We start from the raw sequence: 13815 nt of genomic DNA on the forward strand, positions 1-13815 counted from the left end.
GGCTCAGCCGACGACCTCGCCGGTCTCCTCGCCGTAGCGGTCCTTCATCGCGGTCGGCACGATCTCGACGGTGAGCCCCGGGACGGACGGGACGGCCCTGCGTCCCGCCGTGGGCAGCAGGGTGGCGGTGAGGTCCTCCAGCGTGGCCGCGGGCACGTGCACCTCCAGCACGCCCTCGGCGGGCTCCTCGACGGCGAACGCGTCGGCGGGCAGGAACGCGAGGGCCGTGTCGTCGGTCCGCAGGATCAGCCCGCGCCCGAACGGCAGGCGTCCGCGCAGCGAGTCGGCGATCGCCGGGGCCTGGAGCGCGCCGAGCCGCAGCGTCGTCGCGTCGCCGTCGCGCTCCCAGTGCGCCGTGGACACGAACAGCGTCCCGCCGCTGGAGCCGTCCCGCGCGACCCCCTCCTCGACGGCGCGGGCGACGCCGGGGGCGGCGAGCAGCGACCGGCGGTCGATGTCGGTCGTGAAGAGCGGCAGGTGCGGCGCGAGCGCCGCCATCAGCCCGTCGGCGTTCCACCGGCGCAGCGCGTCGTACTCCTCGGTCGCGAGCCCGACGACCTGGAGGAACACGACCTGGCCGTGCGGCGTGGAGATCTCCCCCAGCTCCTGGTCCCGGACGAACGTCACCGCGCGGATCTCCGAGTCCTCGCGGTCGGCGGCGATCGGCCCGTTGACGTTCATGTGGTGGCCGGCCTCGAACCAGTTGCCCGACTGGAACACGTACCGGCCGAGGTTCTGGAGCAGGTTCACCGCCCACGCCGGCGGCGTCTCCTCGGCCGGGTCGCGGACGAGGCGGAAGGTGAACTCGAAGCCCCAGCCCGATTCGTCCGGGTTCTCGGACTCCTTCGTGTACAGCTCGGTCATCCCGTAGGAGATGAAATGCCAGTGCGGGACGGGTTCGGTCCGGGCGTAGGCGCTGATCCCGTCGAGCGGATCGGGACCCCCCAAGGCCCATTTGTGAAGCGTCGCCATGTGGAGCGGCTCAGTGTCGCCGTAGAGCGGGCGGAGGGCGGCGTCGATGGCGTCCCAGCCGGGCGATTCGTCCATGAATGATCACGATAGCCGCCACTCCGGGGAGGCGCCGCCCCTAGGCTCACCTTGGGAAATTTCCTGGGGGAGTGCGAACTTTTTGCGCCAAGCGAAGGTCTCACCAAGCAGACTGACGCCAGCGTGACACGGGCGGACGGCACATGTCCGGCCCGGTGGTTTACTGGGGTCGCGTTGGCGCAGAGGGGGACACCGTTCGGCGCGCTCGACTCTCGTGCTCCCACTTGATGGCAGGCACCTACCCGCACCCGAGAAGGAGTAAGGCGGCATGAGCATGGGCCACGAGGTTCGCTACCGCGTGCGCGGCGGCAGGCAGCTGCACGGCACGGTCTTCATCCAGGGGGCGAAGAACGCCGTCCTGCCGATGATCGGCGCCTCGCTGATGGCCGCCAAGGGACGCACGGTACTGCGCAACGTCCCGATCATCGAGGACGTGCGGCGGGCGGTGGAGCTGGCGCGGGCCATCGGGGCCAAGGCCGAGCTGCACGAGACCGAGCGCACCCTGGTGATCGACGCGTCCTCGCTGAGCAGCCCCGTGCTGCCCGCCGACATCGCGTCCCGGTTCCGCGGCTCGTTCCTGTTCGTCCCGGCGCTGCTGCACCGGCTCGGCGAGGCGGTCATCGAGGGCGTCGGCGGCTGCAACCTCGGCAGCCGCAACCTCGACTTCCACTACAACGGCTTCAAGCGGATGGGCGCCACGGTCACCGAGCACGTGGCCGACAACGGCGACGGCATCATCCACATCAAGGCGGGCGACCTGCGCGGCGGGACGCTGTACTGCGACACCCCGTCGCACACCGGCACCGAGAACCTGATCATGGCGGCGGCGCTGGCGCACGGCACCACGCTGATCAAGAACGCGGCGCTGGAGCCGGAGGTCCTGGACAACATCGCGATCCTGCAGGCGATGGGCGCCAAGATCAGCGGCGGCGGCACCGGGTTCATCACGGTCGAGGGCGTGGACGAGCTGACCGCCGTCGAGCACACCGTGATGCCCGACCGCATCGACGCCGGCGTGTTCGTGATGGCCGCCGCGATCACCGGCGGCGACCTGAACCTCGTCGGCGCGTCGCTGGAGCACCTCGGCGTCGCCGCCGACAAGCTGGAGCAGATGGGCGTCGAGTTCCACCAGCAGGGCGCCGTCCTCCAGGTGCGCCGCAACCGGACGCTCCGCCCGATCAACGTCATCACCGACGAGTACCCGGGCTTCGCCACCGACCTCCAGTCGCCGCTGATGGCGCTGTCCTGCCTCGCCGAGGGCCCGTCCTACATCTACGAGCGGATCTTCGACGGCCGGTTCAAGCTGGCCGACGAGCTGCGCAAGATGGGCGCCGACATCGAGGTGGACGGCAACCGCGCGAAGGTGAACGGCCCGCGCGGGCTGCGCGGGGCCGAGGTGGAGGCGCACGACCTGCGCTGCGGCAGCGCGCTCGTCCTCGCGGGCCTGGCCGCCGAGGGCGAGACGACGATCACCTCCGCCTACTACCTCGACCGCGGGCACGCGCACACGGCCGAGCGGCTGTCGCAGCTGGGCGCCGAGATCGTCCGCGAAGCGGGCTAGGCGCGGCGGAACCCGGCGGGGCGGGGCCCGGCTGAAACGGCCGAATGTGGCCCCGTCCTGACCAACTCCGGGTTCTCGCCTGACGAGGTGTGTAACGCCGAGGCCGGAATTTTCCGAGCCAAGAGTTACCGGGCGACTACGCATAGCGTCGGCCGGTTTTCGCTCCGCTCGCCGATCCGGCCCGCTGACCTGGGAAGAATCCCATGGAACGAGGCCGGATCGGCCCGTCCGGAACCCGGTGAAAAATCACCGCCGCCGATCATCCGGCGCCGCCGGACGGATCCTTCGTCTTTACGGCGCGATGGGCATCGACACGTCCGGATTTCGGCCCGCAGGTAAACCAATCCGGTACCGCGGGGGTCCCTCCTGTGCGTGAAGACGTCAGGAGGGGCCTTCAAGCGTGTTTCAGGGTCTTGCCTTTCAACTTCGGACGTCCGAAGATGCTGGATCGAGACTGCCCGAATGGTGACAAATTACTGACCAGGGGGTCGCGTAGGTTACTTTTTCGCCGCACTCTTGATTCGATTTCGCGTCTGGGCGTCACATCTCGTCGCCCTGACCCGATCTGCCAAGCAGAAGGCTCGGATCGCGGACGGCGGTGCCGGGTAGAAGGCAGGGGCGACAAGCCATGAGTCAACCGTTGGGCGAGACGTGCGCGAACAGGTGGCCGGGGCCGTGCCCCCGCCGAGAGGACGGACCGGAAGCGAGCGAGCATCGATGACGGCGGCACGGACGGGTTCGGTCACGCCCGATCTCACGATCGGCGTCGTAGGCCCCCACGACCTGGTGGAACGGGTCATGCTGATGGGCCACGGCCCCACCCCGGTACCGAGCCGGCTGGTGGCCGCCGCGTACCGGGACGAGCAGGAGGCGGCCGACAAGGTCGTGCGGCTGGGGTCGGGCGTCGACGTCTGCCTGTTCGCCAGCCCCGTTCCCTACGACTTCGCGCGCAAGGCCGGCGTGCTCACCATGCCCGCGACGTACGTCCCGCTGAACGGCGCCGCGCTGCAGGGCGCGCTGCTGCGGGCGTCCCTCGACGAGCGCTTCGACCCGTCCCGGGTCAGCATCGACGTGCTCGGCCGCGCCGAGGTCGAGGAGGCCTACTCCGAGATCAGCCTCGGCACCGAGCAGGTGCACCTGCGCGAGGAGGCCGCCGGGCCCGGCACGCTCGCCGCGTTCCACGAGCGCCTCTGGCGGCGCGGCGCGACCACCGTCGCGATGACGTGCGTCCACGCCACCGCCGAGCGCATGGAGATGGCGGGCGTCCCCACGATCCGCGTCCGGCCGACCGGCGCCGCGATCCGCAGCTCCCTCCAGACGGCCGCGCTCCTCGGCGCCCACCACCGGCTGGAGGAGTCGCAGCTCGTCGTCGTCCTGGTGGACGTCCCGACCCTCCGCGAGACGCCGCGCCGCGTCACCCCCCGCTACTGGCGGGACGAGCTGAAGCTCGCGCTGCACCGCGTCCTGCTGCAGGAGGCGCACCGCATGAACGCCTCCGTCTGGCCCCTGGACGACCACAGCTACCTGGTCATCGCGACGCGCGGCTCTGTGACGACGTCCACCGAGGGTTTCCGCACCCCGCCCTTCGTGGAACGCGTCCGTGAGGAGCTGGGTCTGGCCATAGAGGTCGGCATCGGGATGGGCCGCACCGCCCACGAGGCGGAGAACCACGCACGCGCCGCCCTGGCCCGCTCCCAGAGTTCCCAGCGCGCCCAGGGCTTCGCCCTGGACCGCGACGGCCGCGCGCTCGTCCCCGCTCCCCGCACGCCCCCGCGCGCCCAGCCGCAGGCCAAGCCGAAGGGGCTCGAAATCCTCGCCCGCCTGGCCGACAAGCTGGGCGACCGCGAGCAGCCCCTCATCGTGGACGCGGAGAACGCCGGCAAGATGCTGGGCGTCACGCCCCGCACCGCCCGCCGCCTCCTGCGCACCCTGGTCGAAGAGGGCCTGGCCTGGCCGCTCCCCCCGAACCGCACGCCCCAGCCGGGGCGACCCCGCCAGCTCTACCGCCTGATCGTGGAAAAGCTGGGCCCCGCCAAGACCGGGTAGCCCCCGGACGAGGCACCTGACGTCATGACGACGTCAGTGACGTCACAAGGGCCTTGACGTGACGTCACCTAGACGTCATAGTGGTGGCATGGATTTGCTGCCGTATGTGGAGAGCCTGCGCCGTGAACTCGCCGTCGCCGCCGAGGCGGGCGGGCCGGACGCCCGCGCGCTGGCCGAGCGGCTGACCGGCGCGCTCGAATCGGCCGCCAGGCTCACCCTGCTGGAGGCGCTGTCGGCCGCGGCGGACGAGATCACCCGCGAGCTGGCGCCGGGCTCGGTCGACGTGCGGCTGCGCGGCGGCGACCCGGCGTTCGTGGTGACGCCGCCGCAGCCGGAGCCGCCCTCGGCGGGCCCCGGCGGCGGCCGCGCGGACGCCGCCCCCGAGCCACCGCCGTCCGCCGGGCCGCCGCCGTCCGCCGGGCCGCCGTCCGCTGAGGAGAGCGGCACCGCGCGGATGACCCTGCGGCTCCCCGAGCACCTCAAGCTGCGCGTCGAGGAGGCGGCCGGCCGGCAGGGGGTCTCGGTCAACGCGTGGCTGGTCCGCGCCGTCTCCGCCGCCTTCGAGTCCGGCGCCGGGAGCCGCGCCCCCGACCGGCCGCAGCAGTCCCAGAGCGGGCGCGGCTACACCGGCTGGGTGCGGTAGCGGCCCCGCCGGCCCGTCACTCTCCCCCATTCCTTCGCCCGGCCCCGAGGCCGGGATGTTCCACCGGACCCATGAGGAGGGCTCCGCCATGCCTGCTTTCGACACCCCCGACCCGATCACCGCCGACATCGACGTCTATGTCGGCCAGGTGAGGCTCGACGCGAGCGACCGCACCGACACCGTGGTGGAGGTGCGGCCGAGCGACCCGTCCGCCGACGTGAGCGTGCAGGCCGCCGAACAGACGATCGTGCAGTTCTCGGGCGGCCGGCTGCTGGTCAAGGGCCCCAGGCCCAAGGGGCTCGCGCACCTGCGCTCCTGGCGCGGCTCCATCGACGTGACCGTCGGCCTGCCGGCCGGGTCCCGCGTCGAGGCCAAGGTCGCCGCGGACTTCGTCGCCACCGGCACGCTCGGCGAGACCGTCCTGCGCAGCATCAGCGGCGACGTCCGCCTTGAGGAGACCGGTTCGCTGGAGACCAAGGTGTCCATCGGCGACGTCTCCGTGGACCGGGTGACCGGGGACGCCGAGGTGACCGCCTCCACCGGGGCGATCCGGATCGGCGTCATCGACGGCCGCGGCACGGTGAAGAACTCGACCGGCGCCGTCACCATCGGCGAGGCCACCGGCCAAACGCAGGTGAAGACCGGCGTCGGCGACATCACCATCGACCGTGTGCCGGCCGACATCACCGTCAAGACGGCGCACGGCCGGATCCGGATCGGTTCGGCGGTGAGCGGCACCGTCCGCATCGAGGGCGGCCACGGCAAGGTCGACATCGGCATCCCCGAGGGCACGGCCGCCTGGCTGGACGTCCACTCCAAGAACGGCGTGGTCCGCAACACCCTCACCGGCGCGGAAGGCCCCGCGGACACCGACACGGTCGTCGAGGTGCACGCGCACACCAACTACGGCGGCATCGACATCCACCGCGCCTGACCCCTTGCGAGGAGCCCCCATGAGTGACGCGATCACAGCCGAAGGGCTGATCAAGAGATACGGGGAGGTGACGGCCCTGGACGGGCTGAGCTTCTCCGTCCCGCAGGGGACGGCGCTCGCCCTGCTCGGCCCGAACGGCGCCGGGAAGACGACGGCCGTACGAGTCCTGACCACGCTGCTGCGCCCCGACGGCGGCCGCGCCACCGTCGCCGGGTTCGACGTCGTCCGCGACGCCCGGCGGCTGCGCTCGCACATCGGGCTGTCCGGCCAGTACGCCGCCGTCGACGAGCACCTCACCGGCGCCGAGAACCTGGAGATGGTCGGACGCCTGTACCACCTCGGCGCCAAGCGCAGCAGAGCCCGCGCCCGCGAACTGCTGGAGCGCTTCGACCTCGCCGCCGCCGCCGACCGTCCGGTGAAGGGCTACTCCGGCGGGATGCGCCGCCGCATCGACCTCGCCGGCGCGCTGGTCGCCGACCCGCAGGTCCTGTTCCTGGACGAACCCACCACCGGCCTCGACCCCCGCGCCCGCGCCGCGCTGTGGGACACGATCTCCGAACTCGTCGCGAACGGCGGCACGCTGCTGCTGACCACCCAGTACATGGAGGACGCCGACCGGCTCGCCGACCAGGTCATGGTGATCGACCACGGCCGCGCCATCGCCCGCGGCACCGCCGACGCGCTCAAGGACCAGGTCGGCGGCAACCGCATCGAGCTGACCGTGGCCGACGCCGCCGAGTTCGAGACCGCCAAGCAGGCGCTCGCCTGGGTCGCCGTCGGCGCCATGCGGGCCGCGCCGGAGTCGCTCCAGATCACCGCGCCGGTCACCGACGGGCCCGAGGCGCTCCGCGAGGTCCTCGGCCGGCTGGCCGAGGCGGGAGTGCGGGTGCGGGACGCCGGGCTGCGGCGCCCCACCCTCGACGACGTCTACCTCACCCTGACCGGGCGCCAGGCGTCCGGCACCGTCCCGCAGGCCGGGGAGGCCGCCCGATGAACGCGCTCACCATGCCCGTCGCCGACGGCTGGACCATCGCCCGGCGCAACACCCTGAAGATCAGGCGATCGCCGGACATGCTCGGCGCCGTCGTCATGCTCCCGATCGTGCTCGTGCTGCTCTTCGCCTACGTGTTCGGCAGCGTCATCGACGTCCCCGGGATGTCGTACCGGGAGTTCCTGCTGCCCGGCATCTTCGTCCAGGCCGTGATCACGGGCGCGCAGATCACCGGGTACACGCTCACCCTGGATCTGCAGAAGGGCATCTTCGACCGGTTCCGCTCGCTGCCCATGGCCCCGTCCGCGGTGCTGATCGGCCAGACCATCAGCGACCTCCTGATGAACTTCGCCGGGCTCGTCGTGATGGGGGCGATGGGGCTGCTCGTCGGCTGGCGGGTGCACACCTCGCCCTACGAGGCCCTCCTCGGGTTCGGGCTGCTGCTGCTGTTCGCCTACGCGTTCTCGTGGGTCACCGCGGCCGTCGCGCTGGCCCTGCGCACGCCCGAGAGCTTCAACAACGTCGCGACCATGGTCTCGTTCCCGCTGGTGTTCATCTCCAACGCCTTCCTGGACAGCTCCGAGCTGCCGACGCCGCTCCGCGTCTTCGCCGAGTGGAACCCCGTCTCGGCCTTCACCCAGGCCGCACGCGAACTCTTCGGCAACACCGGCTCCGCGACGAGGACGTCGGACGCCTGGCCCGTCGAGCACGCCGTCCCGGCGTCGCTGCTCTGGATCGCCGTCATCCTGATCGTGTTCGTCCCGCTGGCGACCCGCCTCTACCGGAAGGCCGTCAGCGGCTGACCTCCGCCCGCGCGGCGGAGGACTCCATGCCGACGGCCGACCGGCCTGTCACCGGTCGGCCGCCGGCAGTCGGCGGGGAAGGTCGAAGCGGTCGAACAGGGACGCGTCGTGGAACGAGGTGACGGCGGCGACGGCCGGGCCGCGCAGGGTGACGACCTGGACGGCGAAGGCGTCGCCGTCCAGGTACATCGCGAAGCCCGGCTGGCCGTTCGCCCGGACCGGGACCAGCCGGATGCGCTCGGCGCGCAGCCTGCCCGCCAGCAGCTCGACGACGCTGGCACGGCCGGCGAACCAGGACGGGTTGGGCGGCATCTGCCACACCGCGTCCTCGGTCAGCAGCCTGCTCAGCGCGGCGATGTCGGCTCGTTCGAAGGCTTCGGCGTACCGGTCGAGCAGGTCGCGCTTCTCCGGCTCGGCAGGCTCGGCGATCTCGTCGATGGCCGGTTCCAGCCGGTCCAGCCGGGCCCGCGCCCGCTGGAGCGTGCTGTGCACCGCGGCCGGGGTGACGCCGAGGAGGTCGGCGGCCTCGTCGGCCGGCCACGCCAGGACGTCCCGCAGGATCAGCACCGTCCGCTGCTGCGCGGGCAGGTGCTGGAGGGCCGCGATGAGGGCCAGCCGCAGCCCGGTCCGTCCGGCCACGATCGCCGCCGGGTCGGCCCGCGCGTCGGGGATCGGCTCCAGCCACGGGACCTCCGGATCCCGCCTGGCGACCGCGGACGGGTCGGTGGCGGGCCCGCCCAGGCCGGCCGGCAGCATCCGCCGGCTGCTGTGCCGCAGCGCGTTGAGGCAGGCGTTGGTGGCGATCCGGTAGAGCCAGGTGCGCATCGAGGCGCGGCCCTCGAAGTCCCGGTACGACCGCCAAGCCCGCAGATAGGTCTCCTGGACGAGGTCCTCGGCGTCCTGCACCGACCCCAGCATCCGGTAGCAGTGCGTCAGCAGCTCCCGCCGGAACGGCTCGGTCAGGCGCGCGAAGTCGTCATGCGGCTGTTCGGTCATGGTCACTGGATATGCCTCCCTCACCGGTACGGACACCGGCGCGCCGCCGGATTCATCGGGTCCGGCCCGGCCGATTCCGCCGGGCCGCCGGTCGGTACCCACATGGACAGAAAATGGGTTCTGGGGCTCGCCTCCGCGGCCTCCGTGATGGTGGCGCTGGACGCCACCGTGGTGACGACCGCGCTGAGCCGTATCCGGCTGGATCTGGGCACCTCGATCGAAGAGCTCGAATGGACGGTGAACGCCTACAGCCTGAGCTTCGCCGTCCTGCTGATGACCGGCGCCGTGCTGGGCGACCGGTTCGGGCGGCGGCGGGTCTTCACGTCCGGCCTGGCGCTGTTCACCGCGGCCTCGGCGGCCTGCGCGCTCGCGCCGGACGTGGGCTGGCTGATCGCCGCGCGGGCGGTGCAGGGCGCCGGCGCGGCCCTGGTGATGCCGCTGGCGATGGCGCTGCTCAGCGCCGCCTACCCGCCGCCGGACCGGCCGAAGGCGCTCGGCCTCTTCGCCGGGCTGACCGGGCTCGCGGTGGTCGCCGGGCCGGTGGTGGGCGGCGCGGTCACCGAGGGGCTCGCCTGGCAGTGGATCTTCTGGCTCAACCTGCCGATCGGCCTGGCCGTCATCCCGCTGGTGCTGCGCCGCGTCCCGGAGAGCCGCGGCGCCAGAGTCGGCGTGGACGCCGGCGGGCTGGTGCTGGCCACCGGCGCCGCGCTCGGCCTGGTGTGGGGACTGGTCCGCTCGGACGCCGCCGGATGGGGCAGCGGCGAGGTCGCCGGGGCGCTGGTCGCGGGCGCGGCCTGCGGCGTCCTCTTCGTGGTCTGGCAGCGGGCCGCCGCGCAGCCGATGGTGCCGCTGGGCCTGTTCCGCCTGCGCGGCTTCGCGGCGGGCAACGCCGCCGGGGTGTTCCTGTACGCCTCGCTCTACGGCTCGCTGTTCTTCGCGGCGCAGTACTTCCAGACGGGACGCGGCGACGACCCGCTGGCCGCCGGGCTGCACCTGCTCGCCTGGACCGCCTCGGTCACCCTCGTGGCGCCGGTGGCGGGACGGCTGGTGAACCGGGTCGGCGCCCGGCCGCTGGCCGCGCTCGGCCTGGCGCTGCAGGCGGCCGGGATGGGCTGGCTCGCGCTCGTCGCCACGCCCTCGGTGCCGTACGGGGCGATGATCGCACCGATGCTCATCGCGGGGGCGGGCGTGAGCATGGCGATGCCCGCCGCGCAGAGCGCCGTGCTGAACGCGGTCGCGCCCGAGCAGATCGGCAAGGCGTCCGGCGTGTTCAACACCGGGCGGCAACTGGGCGGAGTGTTCGGCGTCGCCGTGCTGGCCCTCGTGTTCGGCGAGGCCGGGAGCTACGCGGGACCGGCCGCCTTCTCCGACGGGTTCGCCTCGGCGATCGCGGTCAGCGCCGCGCTGTCGCTGGCGGGGGCGGTGGCGGCGCTGGCCATCCCGGGCCGCCAGGGCGCCCCCGCCTCGGCGGCCGCCGCACCGGTCCTCGCCGCGCCGAGCCGCTGACTTCGAGCCCTGCCGTCCCCTAGTTGCGGTGGGGGAAGGACTTGGCCGCTTCGAGGAAGGCGTCGTTCTCCTCGGGGGAGCCGACGGACACCCGGACGCCCTCACCGTCGAAGGGGCGGACGCTCACGCCCTGCGCGTCGCAGGCGGCGGAGAACTCCATCGTGCGGTCGCCCAGGCGCAGCCAGACGAAGTTGGCCTCGGTCGGCGGGACGGTCCAGCCGTCCGCGAGGAGGGCGCCCCGGACGCGGTCGCGCTCCTTCACCGTGCCCTCGACGCGCTCCAGGAGCTCGTCGGCGGCCTCCAGCGACGCGATCCCGGCGGCCTGCGCGACCGAGTTCACGCTGAACGGCAGGAACGTCTTGCGGATCGCGCCCGCCACGTCGGGATGCGCGACGAGGAACCCGATGCGGAGGCCCGCGAGGCCGTAGGCCTTGGAGAACGTGCGGAGGATCGCCAGGTTCGGGCGGTCGCCGTGGTAGGCGAGGCCGTCCGGGACCTCGTCGTCGCGGACGTACTCGCGGTACGCCTCGTCCAGCACCACCAGGCAGTCGGCGGGGACGCGGTCCAGGAACGCCTCGATCTCGGCGCGCCGGACGATCGTGCCCGTCGGGTTGTTCGGGTTGCAGAGGAAGACCAGCCGCGTCCGCTCGGTGATCGCGTCGGCCATCGCCGCCAGGTCGTGGGTCTCGTCCTTCAGCGCGGCCTGCACGCCCGTCGCCCCGGACAGCGACACGAGCAGCGGGTACGCCTCGAACGACCGCCACGCGTAGACGACCTCGGCGCCCGGCTCGGCGACCGCCTCCAGCAGCATCTGCGTCAGCCCGACCGAGCCGCAGCCCACCGCGACATGGTCGGCGGGGACGCCGCAGAACGACGCGATCGCCTCGGTCAGCGCCGTCGCGTTGTTGTCGGGGTAGCGGTTGATGTTGCGGGCCGCCTCGCCGATCGCGTCCACGACCGACGGCAGCGGGCCGTGCGGAGACTCGTTGGACGACAGCTTGAACGAGCGGCCCTCGGGCGACACCACGACCTTGCCGGGCTTGTAAGCCACGAACCGGTCGAGGACGGAGCGGAAGCGCGGAGTGGTTGCCTCGGACACCGTTGTCCTCCAGATTGCACAGAAATGACGAACCCCAGCCTAGCCGGGGTGTTCCGGCCGGTTCGAAGGCCGGGCGCGGCCCCCGCGGGCCGCCCCGGCGGCCGGCGCGGTCGGCGCCGCGGCGGGCGTCAGTCGTCCAGGCCGGTGAGGTCGAGGGCGGCCAGCCGTTCGGGGTCGGACAGGATGTCGATCGCGGTGATCCGGTCGCCGGTGACGGTGAAGCTCATGACCGAGTACAGCTTGCCGTCCACGGTGTTGACCAGCCCGGCCGCGCCGTTGACCAGCGCGGGACGGCTGGTCGAGAGCGTCGCCATACGGTGGAAGGTGACGGCCTGGCCCGCGACCGTCTCCCGGCCGCGCAGGACCCGCATGCCGCCCGGTAGCGCCTTCCCGCCGTCGGCGCGCAGGACGACGTCCGGATCGAGGACGGTCACCAGGGCGTCGAAGTCGCCGTCGTGCGCGGCGGCGAGGAACGCGTCGACGACACGGCGCTGCGCGACGGGATCGGGATCGGGCACGGGGGCCTCGCCCCGGACGCGCCGCCGGGCGCGGCTGGCGAGCTTGCGGGCCGCGACCGGGGTCCGGTCGATGACGGGCGCGATCTCCTCGAACGGCAGGCCGAACATGTCGTGCAGGACGAAGGCGAGCCGCTCCGGCGGGTTCAGCGACTCCAGCACGACCAGCAGGGCCAGCCCGACCGAGTCGGCGATCAGCGCCTCCTGCTCGGGATCGGCGGACGCGCCGCTCACGATCGGGTCCGGCATGCGGGACTCCAGCGACGTCTCGCGCCGCTGCGTGCGCGAGCGCAGCATGTCCAGGCAGACCCGGCCGACGACCGTGGTCAGCCAGCCGCCGAGGTTGCCGATCTCGCCGGTCTCGGAGCGGGCGAGCCTCAGCCATGCCTCCTGCACCGCGTCGTCGGCCTCCGTCAGGGAGCCCAGCATCCGGTAGGCCACCGCCTTGAGGTGCGTGCGGTGCTCCTCGAACCGGTCGGCCAGAAAGTCGCGGTCGTTCATGGTCGTCCCCATTGTCGTCGCCGTCGTCCGTGCTCACCGCACTGACGAACCGGACGCCGCGGGTGTGACGGGCCCTACCCCGGGACTACTGCGAGCCGATCATCCAGCAGACGGCGACGATCCGGACGAACTCCCAGTCGCGGGGGTCGTCCGGCCACCAGCCGCGGTTGAAGGCGTCCTCGGCGAAACCGTGCAGGTAGTCCATCAGCTCCGCGGCGCCGGGCGAGCCCAGCTCGTCCCGCAGCGTGGCCACGTGCTGGTCGACGGCCGCCGCGAGCCCCGGGGAGCCGGCCATCTCCGCGACGCCGGCGGCGCCGATGTCGCGGACGAGCGGGCCGAGCGCTTCGTCACCGTTCACAGGGACCGAAAATAGCAACCGCGCGGCACTGCCCGCGCAGCCGCCCCGTCCGCCGTCCTGGCCATCGCCCTGGACATCACCCCAGGTCAAGCCCGTGGACGCAGCATCGGGGGCCGCAGCTGCTCGGCGTCGCCGCGGCGGTACAGCCGGGCCGGACGGCCGCCGTCGCGGGTCGTCGTCCGGTCGGTCGGGATGAGGAACCGGTCGGCGCCGGTGACCTTCCGGTGGAAGTTCCGCGGGTCGAGGCTGGTGCCCCACACGATCTCGTACACGCGGCGCAGCTCCGCGACGGTGAACTCGGGCGGGCAGAACGCGGCGGCGAGGGAGGTGTACTCCAGCTTCGCCCGCGCCCGCTCCATCCCGTCGCACAGGATCCGCCGGTGGTCGAACGCGGCCCGGTCACGGTGGACCAGCTCGTCCACGGCCGTCCAAAGCACCTGCGCGCGGCTGGACGCGGGCAGGTCGGGCGCCAGCCCCAGGTACGCGACGCTGACCACCCGCTGCCGGGGGTCGCGGTCGGGGTAGCCGTAGGTCGCGAGCTGCTCCAGGTGGATCCGCACGTCCGCGAGGCCCGCCCGCTCCGCCATCAGCCGGGACGCCGCGACCGGCAGGTCCTCGTCCAGCTGGATGAACCCGCCCGGCAGCGACCACGCCCCGTCGTAGGGCGCCCGGTCCCGCCGCCACATCAGCGCGCAGAGCCGCTGCTGCCGCACGGTGAGCACGACAAGGTCGACGGAAACGGCGAGCCGCGGCACGGACATGCCCCGGAGTCTATTGGTGGGGCGACCCCCCGATCCCCCCGTTGCGAGCCGCTC

Annotated in this window: 13 protein-coding genes; 7 read left to right on the forward strand and 6 right to left on the reverse strand. The window is 72.9% G+C overall.

Annotation, left to right across the window (positions count from 1 at the left end; genetic code table 11):
* Positions 1-3 precede the first annotated feature (3 nt).
* The gene (locus tag ACA511_RS00945) at positions 4-1047 is read right to left on the reverse strand and encodes a suppressor of fused domain protein (RefSeq protein ID WP_375022070.1); all 1044 of its coding nucleotides are present in this window, start codon (positions 1045-1047) and stop codon (positions 4-6) included.
* A gap of 274 nt (positions 1048-1321) precedes the next feature.
* Here ACA511_RS00945 and murA point away from each other — a divergent pair, with 274 nt between their 5' ends.
* The 6 genes from murA to ACA511_RS00975 all read left to right on the forward strand — a co-directional run bounded on the left by murA (position 1322) and on the right by ACA511_RS00975 (position 8025).
* Positions 1322-2608, forward strand: coding sequence for a UDP-N-acetylglucosamine 1-carboxyvinyltransferase (gene murA / locus ACA511_RS00950; protein WP_375024663.1), 1287 nt, complete (start codon positions 1322-1324; stop codon positions 2606-2608).
* Between the two features lie 717 nt (positions 2609-3325).
* Positions 3326-4654, forward strand: a complete 1329-nt coding sequence (locus ACA511_RS00955) for a transcriptional regulator (protein ID WP_375022071.1) — start codon at positions 3326-3328, stop codon at positions 4652-4654.
* Positions 4655-4742: 88 nt separating this feature from the next.
* Positions 4743-5297, forward strand: coding sequence for a toxin-antitoxin system HicB family antitoxin (locus ACA511_RS00960; RefSeq protein WP_375022072.1), 555 nt, complete (start codon positions 4743-4745; stop codon positions 5295-5297).
* Between the two features lie 88 nt (positions 5298-5385).
* Positions 5386-6231 (forward strand): DUF4097 domain-containing protein, encoded by an 846-nt coding sequence (locus ACA511_RS00965; RefSeq protein WP_375022073.1) that lies wholly within the window; start codon positions 5386-5388, stop codon positions 6229-6231.
* A gap of 19 nt (positions 6232-6250) precedes the next feature.
* Positions 6251-7225, forward strand: coding sequence for an ATP-binding cassette domain-containing protein (locus ACA511_RS00970; protein WP_375022074.1), 975 nt, complete (start codon positions 6251-6253; stop codon positions 7223-7225).
* The gene (locus ACA511_RS00975) at positions 7222-8025 is read left to right on the forward strand and encodes an ABC transporter permease (protein ID WP_375022075.1); all 804 of its coding nucleotides are present in this window, start codon (positions 7222-7224) and stop codon (positions 8023-8025) included. Before ACA511_RS00970 ends, ACA511_RS00975 begins: the two co-directional genes overlap by 4 nt.
* A gap of 48 nt (positions 8026-8073) precedes the next feature.
* Here the strand turns inward: ACA511_RS00975 and ACA511_RS00980 are convergent, their stop codons facing one another.
* A complete protein-coding gene (locus ACA511_RS00980) occupies positions 8074-9021 on the reverse strand; it encodes a sigma-70 family RNA polymerase sigma factor (protein ID WP_375022076.1) in 948 nt (315 codons plus the stop codon).
* A gap of 102 nt (positions 9022-9123) precedes the next feature.
* Here ACA511_RS00980 and ACA511_RS00985 point away from each other — a divergent pair, with 102 nt between their 5' ends.
* Complete coding sequence (locus ACA511_RS00985) at positions 9124-10527, forward strand: MFS transporter (RefSeq protein WP_375022077.1); 1404 nt, start codon at positions 9124-9126, stop codon at positions 10525-10527.
* A gap of 19 nt (positions 10528-10546) precedes the next feature.
* Here the strand turns inward: ACA511_RS00985 and hisC are convergent, their stop codons facing one another.
* From hisC to ACA511_RS01005, 4 genes are all read right to left on the reverse strand, one after another.
* Complete coding sequence (gene hisC / locus ACA511_RS00990) at positions 10547-11626, reverse strand: histidinol-phosphate transaminase (protein ID WP_375022078.1); 1080 nt, start codon at positions 11624-11626, stop codon at positions 10547-10549.
* Between the two features lie 128 nt (positions 11627-11754).
* A complete protein-coding gene (sigJ, locus tag ACA511_RS00995; RefSeq protein WP_375022079.1) occupies positions 11755-12642 on the reverse strand; it encodes an RNA polymerase sigma factor SigJ in 888 nt (295 codons plus the stop codon).
* A gap of 85 nt (positions 12643-12727) precedes the next feature.
* Positions 12728-13000 carry a DUF6401 family natural product biosynthesis protein gene (locus ACA511_RS01000; protein WP_375022080.1) on the reverse strand — a complete coding sequence of 91 codons (273 nt, stop codon included), beginning with the start codon at positions 12998-13000 and terminating at the stop codon, positions 12728-12730.
* A gap of 86 nt (positions 13001-13086) precedes the next feature.
* Positions 13087-13761, reverse strand: coding sequence for an NUDIX domain-containing protein (locus ACA511_RS01005; protein ID WP_375022081.1), 675 nt, complete (start codon positions 13759-13761; stop codon positions 13087-13089).
* Between the last annotated feature and the right edge of the window lie 54 nt (positions 13762-13815).

It is taken from the genome of Actinomadura sp. GTD37 (genome assembly GCF_041951365.1).
Lineage (GTDB): Bacteria > Actinomycetota > Actinomycetes > Streptosporangiales > Streptosporangiaceae > Spirillospora.